Source organism: Psychrobacter sp. H7-1 (assembly GCF_904846585.1).
Classification (GTDB): domain Bacteria; phylum Pseudomonadota; class Gammaproteobacteria; order Pseudomonadales; family Moraxellaceae; genus Psychrobacter; species Psychrobacter raelei.
Window position 1 is genome coordinate 1 of the sequence record NZ_CAJHBH010000114.1, and the last position, 579, is coordinate 579.

A 579-nucleotide genomic window follows, 5' to 3' on the forward strand; every position below is an offset into this window, starting at 1 on the left:
AAACCTTTAGTGAAGGGGACTACTTGATACAAATGCCGGTTTCTCCCCAAGCTCAAAAGAAAAACCCAAACCTACCCGATACTTGGCAAGCTCGATTAATTGAGTGTCGTTATGAGGGTAAGACAAGACGATACATCACCTCTTTAATAGATGATAAACGCTTTACTAAGGATAAAGTGGCACAGCTGTATTTGCAGCGCTGGGAGATTGAGATGGCTTTTAGGGAAATTAAGTCTGATCTACAGGAGGGGCTGGTGTTAAGAAGTAAGCTGCCACAGCTTGTGTTACAAGAGTTCTGGGGGCTTATGATTGCTTATAATCTGATAAGACGTTTGATGCGCTATATGGCTCTTAGGGCTAAGGTTAGCCCTCTACGAATTAGCTTCCATATGGCGTCTATTACGATTGTTGATCTGTTACGGTTTGCGCCTTTACAGGCTGCGGGCCTCTTCCCTAAGTTGTTAGATGCACTTTTAGAGGAAGGGAAATTGTTTGTTATTCCTGAACGTAGAAAGCGATCTTGCCCGAGGGTAGTTAAGGGTAAACCACAAAAATATCCCAAAAAAAATACCAGTCAGC

The 579-nt window shown here is 43.0% G+C and carries 1 protein-coding gene; it reads left to right on the forward strand.

Annotation, left to right across the window (positions count from 1 at the left end):
* Positions 1–579: transposase (locus tag JMX92_RS13415; protein WP_201546166.1), on the forward strand; the 579-nt coding region annotated here is incomplete at both ends.